Here is a 5,017-nt window from a genome sequence, read left to right on the forward strand (position 1 = left end):
AGATGCCTGATGTCAGGGGCATCATCAACCTGTCCACCGATGCTGGGCGCGCCATGGCGGACAAGATGGTCGCTGTTCAGGCTCAGATCATCGCATTCTCACAAGACTATCAACTCGTCATGCTGTTCATCCTCGTCTCGATCCCGCTCGCCATCATGATTGGATCTACGAAGGCCGCTCTGCGCAAGCAGACGGCAGGGCCAGAGCACGCAGTGGTGGAATGACGACACGCTGTAAAGTATTGCCAGACTTTGGTAGTTGTCGTTCTCATGCGTTGATGTTGCCAACCCAGGCAAAAGTTTGGCGTGAGGTCACGATGAAGGGTGCGCAAGCTGGCAAACTTCTTTGCCCGATCAGGATGCCCGGACAGGGTCAGCAGCCCGATGTCTGGCTCCTGGTCACTGGGGTTGTCGAGCGATGCGTCGGAAAACCGAATGGACCGGATTGGGTCTCGGGCATCGAGATCGTTTGAAGGACGGTCCCCACACCAAAACTTGCATCGCATTGACCTGGTCAAGAAGCAAGAGTTGGGCCGCAGTCTCCACTGCCTCAGCGGGTAGGGAAGCGGGTGTGGGCCCCGGACGCTGACACGCGATCTCGAGTCTGGCCTGGTTGGCGGCTATAAACTGCATTAGCTGCAGTCGTTGCCGAGCACATGGAATTCCGGTCAGCCGCGATCAATCTTAAAATCTGAGGCCAACTAAGCCACGTCTCAAAATAGTTGGCATTGCTTAGACGCGCAGAATGAACCGAGAGTGCCCAAGACGCTACTAAAGCGTTCATGCGAAGGGGGCGGGTCGAAGCACCCCCCATGTGTTTGGAATGATTTTGTACGGCGCGTTACCACCGCTGTTTCGTTTTCCTATTCCGCAAGGTGCTCGGCACCGGCCTGTCAATAAGGCCGCGGAAGTTTCCGAAGGTGCCGAGCCACTGGGCCGTCGCCTGCTTGATCGAAAGGAACCAAGTTCCGAAGGAGGAGTTTGGTCCTGATGCGGCAGGAATCCCACACGCATTTTCTTCCGGAGGTGCTGTCTGGTGAAGGGCCAAGTTCAAGAGCACGGGCCGGCAGAACAGCATCCGGGTCAATTGCCCAGGACTATGCCGCAGAACAAGCGCGACGGCGCCGAGCTTACACAGCCGACCAGAAAGCCATCGCCATGGGAGCGCTTTCGCGAGCACTGGGGTCTGATGCTGGCCGGCGCATGTGTTCTTGTGGCCGGCCTGGGCGGCGGAACAGCCTACTGGCTCGAGATCCGTCATTACGAATCCACCGATGATGCGTTTGTCGCCGCACGAAGCTTCTCGGTGGCGTCGAAAGTGGGCGGCTATGTGACCGACGTTCCCGTTACCGACAATCAGCATGTCGACGCCGGCGACCTGCTGGCGCGGATCGATGACCGCGACTACACAATCGCCGTCGACCAGGCCAAGGCGCAACTCGCGATCGCCGAGGCCAACATCGCCAACTACCAGGCGCAGATCGATACCCAGCATGCGCAGATCGATCAGGTGAGGGCCCAGTTGGAACAGGCTCAGGCACAACTTCAGTTCGCGCAGCAGGAGGCCGCGCGCGCACAGGAGCTGGTGGACAAGGGAGCCGGCACTGTACAGCGCGCGCAGCAGACTCGCTCCGATCTTCAGGCCCAGCAGGCCAATACAGACAGGGCCAAGACCGCCGTAGTTGGCGCCGAACTCGGAATCAAGGCGCTCCAGGCGCAGCTTGAAGGTGCAACAGCCCAGCGGCAACAGTCTCAAGCTCAACTCGACCAGGCAAAACTCAATTTGCAATACACAAGGGTGTTCGCGGTCCGATCCGGGCGCGTTGTCAAGCTGTCCGGAGCAAAAGGCTCCTACGTCACCCCGGGGCAGAGCCTCATATGATGTTCGTGCCCGATGAGGTTTGGCTGGTTGCAAATTACAAGGAAACACAACTGAAGGACATGCGCCCTGGCCAGCCGGTCGAGATCCGGATCGATGCCTATCCGGACCGCAAGCTGACCGGGCACGTGGAGTCGGTGCAGCCCGGCTCGGGGACCGCATTCAGCCTGCTGCCGGCGGAAAATGCGACGGGCAACTATGTCAAAGTCGTCCAGCGCGTACCGGTGAAGATCATTGTCGACAACTGGCCGTCCGACGTGCCGGTCGGGCCCGGTATGTCGGTCGTGCCTTGGACGAAGGTTAGATGACCGATCAGGCGCAGAGTGGCGGAAGGTCCTCGAGTTGGTCCCCGGAGCGATCGGCGGCCGGCGGACACAATCCCTATCTGATCGCCTTTGTCGTTTCCATTGCGACCTTCATGGAGGTGCTCGACACCACTGTCGCGAACGTGTCGCTCCGCCACATTGCGGGTGGCCTTGCGGTCGGGCTCGACGAGAGCACCTATGTCATCACAAGCTATCTTGTCGCCAACGCCATCGTGCTGTCGATCTCGGGATGGCTTTCCACCGTCATTGGCCGCAAGCGCTTCTACATGCTGTGCGTGGCAACGTTTTCGGTTGCCTCCCTGTTATGTGGCCTCGCGTGGAACCTGGAATCTCTCGTCCTGTTTCGCATTCTGCAGGGGCTGGGCGGCGGTGGCATGGCGACCAGCGAGCAGGCGATTCTTGCGGATTCATTTCCGCCGCACAAACGCGGCCAGGCCTTCGCCATCTATGGTGTCGCCGTGGTGGTCGCCCCGGTGTTGGGGCCGACGCTTGGCGGGTGGATCACCGACACCTACTCCTGGCACTGGGTATTTCTGATCAACGTGCCGATGGGGCTGATCTCGTTATTACTGGTAGGTACATTGGTGAGGGAACCATCCGGCGCCGAGGAAGAAAGGGCTGAACTCCTAAGGGCCGGATTGCGGGTAGACTATATCGGATTCGCTCTGGTCGCCATCGGTCTCGGATCGCTCGAATTCGTGCTCGACGAAGGGCAGCGCAGCGACTGGTTTGGATCGTCCATGATTCTATCCTTTGCGCTTATCTCAGCCTTCTGCCTCTTTGCTCTTATACCTTGGGAGCTTGGCCGTGACGATCCCATCATCGATCTCCGGCTGCTTGGCAAACGGCAATTTGGCGCTTGCTTCCTCGTGATGTTTGCAACCGGCGCAGTTCTGATCTCGACGACCCAATTGCTGCCGCAGCTTCTGCAAGCCGAATTCGGCTACACCGCCACGCTGGCAGGTCTCGTGCTCTCGCCGGGCGGCATCATTACGATGCTTCTGATGCCCATCGTCGGCAAGCTGGTCAACTTGGTGCAGCCGAAATATCTGATCATGGTCGGCGCGGCGATCGTTGCCGTTTCGATGTGGCAGCTCACAGGACTGACCGGCGATATCAGCTATGGCTATGCGACCGAGGTGCGCATATTCCAGGCTGCGGGGTGCCGTTTCTGTTCCTGCCGGTGACCACCGCGTCCTATGACGGTCTGCCGCCCGAGAAAACCAACCAGGCCTCGGCGCTCATCAACGTTTCGCGGAATATCGGCGGCTCAATGGGGGTCGCGCTCGCGCAAACGATGCTGGCGCAGCGCCAGCAATTCCACCAGACTCGACTGGTCGAGCATGTGGCACCTTCCGATCTCGGGTACCAACAGACGATCGATGCGGTGACGCGGTATTTCCAGGCCCAGGGGTCAAGCGCGTCGGATGCTGCATCGCAAGCGCTGGCTTGGCTTGGTAAAACGCTCCAGCAGCAGGTCGACTATCTCGCTTACATCGACGTGTTCTGGCTTCTGGCCGCGGTCGCGCTTTTGATGATCCCGGTTGCGTCGATCCTTCGGCCCATCGACTTGAGCGCGCCGCCGAAGACCCATTGAAGGTTCCCTGGCTGGGCCGCCTCGTCACGTTATCGCCGGATCGAACCTCCTGGTGCCGCCTTGTCCGGTGCCAGCGTCGGGACAGGACGATTGCAATCCAACAGCGAATTTGGGTTTACGCGCCTGTCTGATCTCACATGGCCGGGATGCTTCGGGGGCACCGGACGTGTCAAGCCAAAACCGCTTCGATCTACATAATCGGCGAAACGGAAGTCCAAGACGATGATCATGGCTCTGCGCTTGAGAGAACCGCAATGCAGGCCCAGCAGAGAATTTATAGCCTGCCGCGCTGACGCCTGTCGCGATGGCTCGCGACTGCGGGCCCAAGGTTCTCGAGGACATTCGGGTCGCGCGGATCGGCAATCTGTATGGCACGCTGCCGATCTTGGTCGGCGGCGGCGTCAGCGGTACCCGGAAAAAGAAAACTGCCAGCGCAAACATAACGGCGTCACCGCGACGTAACGCAATTGCTTGCCGATCAGAAATTCAAGCCGGGTGACCGGCGTGACGTAGAGGTTGGGTGATTGAGCCGAGCTCCCTTTCTCTGACGACCGCGAGCGCCATCAAGATCGCCGGAAACAATGCCAGCATCATTGCGATGGTCGAGGGGACCATGGCATAGATGCTATCGAAGTCCTGATTGTACTTGAACCTGATCTCGATGGTGGCGAGCGGCGGGGCGATGCTGTGCGTTGTCTTGATAATCGGATCGACCAGATAGAGCTGGTGCATGCTTTGCGGATTGCCCCGGATTGTTTCCGCTCGGAGCGGCGTGGCGCCGTCGATCCAGGCCGACACAAGGGAGGTGACCCGAGTTTGATGCTGAGGCCACACTTTGCCGGGATCTCGATGCTGAGATCGATGCTCCCATCCCTTTGACCTGCCCCTGAGTATTTCCTCCAGATGGAGTTAGAGTCCGGCCTGAAAAGGACGGACAGATGAAGCGAGCAAGGTTCACGGAAGAGCAGATTATCGCCGTGTTGAAGGAGCATGAGGCCGGGGCGAAGACGGCCGACCTGGCTCGCAAGCACGGGATTTCCGAGGCGACGATCTACAACTGGAAGGCCAAATTCGGCGGCATGGATGTCTCCGAGGCCAGGCGGTTGAAAGCGCTCGAGGAGGAGAACGCGAAGCTGAAGAAGCTGTTGGCCGAGCAGATGCTCGATGCGGCCGCGCTACGCGAGCTTCTTTCAAAAAAATGGTAGGGCCCGCCGCC

5 pseudogenes are annotated in these 5,017 nt (G+C 59.5%); 4 read left to right on the plus strand and 1 reads right to left on the minus strand.

The features are described 5' to 3' along the window. From K408_RS40000 to K408_RS40010, 3 pseudogenes are all read left to right on the plus strand, one after another. Positions 1-224: pseudogene (locus tag K408_RS40000) on the plus strand (EmrB/QacA family drug resistance transporter); the annotation flags it as partial. An 811-nt stretch (positions 225-1,035) separates the two neighbouring features. Next, positions 1,036-2,186 (plus strand): annotated as a pseudogene (locus K408_RS40005) (HlyD family secretion protein). After that, positions 2,183-3,801: pseudogene (locus K408_RS40010) on the plus strand (DHA2 family efflux MFS transporter permease subunit). The pseudogenes K408_RS40005 and K408_RS40010 overlap by 4 nt, the downstream one beginning before the upstream one ends. A gap of 402 nt (positions 3,802-4,203) precedes the next feature. Here K408_RS40010 and K408_RS0136595 read toward each other — a convergent pair. Beyond that, positions 4,204-4,676: pseudogene (locus tag K408_RS0136595) on the minus strand (ABC transporter permease); the annotation flags it as partial. A gap of 63 nt (positions 4,677-4,739) precedes the next feature. Here K408_RS0136595 and K408_RS0136600 point away from each other — a divergent pair. Next, positions 4,740-5,000: pseudogene (locus K408_RS0136600) on the plus strand (transposase); the annotation flags it as partial. Positions 5,001-5,017: the final 17 nt, after the last annotated feature.

It is taken from the genome of Bradyrhizobium sp. in8p8 (assembly GCF_000426845.1).
Lineage (GTDB): Bacteria > Pseudomonadota > Alphaproteobacteria > Rhizobiales > Xanthobacteraceae > Bradyrhizobium > Bradyrhizobium japonicum_C.